This window comes from Psychrobacter sp. W2-37-MNA-CIBAN-0211 (assembly GCF_040309405.1).
Lineage (GTDB): Bacteria > Pseudomonadota > Gammaproteobacteria > Pseudomonadales > Moraxellaceae > Psychrobacter > Psychrobacter glaciei.
The window spans coordinates 1-230 of the sequence record NZ_JBEOOU010000645.1 but is presented as its reverse complement, the minus strand read 5'-3'; the positions used below and the strand labels follow the sequence as shown (position 1 = coordinate 230).

The following is a 230-nucleotide window of genomic DNA, read 5'->3' as shown; positions in this document are numbered from 1 at the left end:
GCTTGACTGCTGCGACTTCCTTGTCAGCCTGCGTACGCGTTGCCTGGATCGCTTGCGGCATGTACTTCTGCATCAGGCCGTTGACCACGTCGCGACCGACCTGATCCTGAACCTGGATGAACTTGCGGCCCGTCGGGCTCTTGTAGAACGTCGTCAGATCCTTGATCTCCGACGTGCTGTAGTACTTCGCGTACGCGTCGTACTGAGCCGACATCGCGTCGCTCTGGAAC

At 59.1% G+C, this 230-nt stretch carries 1 protein-coding gene; it reads right to left on the bottom strand.

Annotated features, from left to right (window positions below; all coding sequences use genetic code 11):
- Positions 1-230: DUF2059 domain-containing protein (locus AAEY72_RS16595; protein WP_352311807.1), on the bottom strand; the 230-nt coding region annotated here is incomplete at both ends.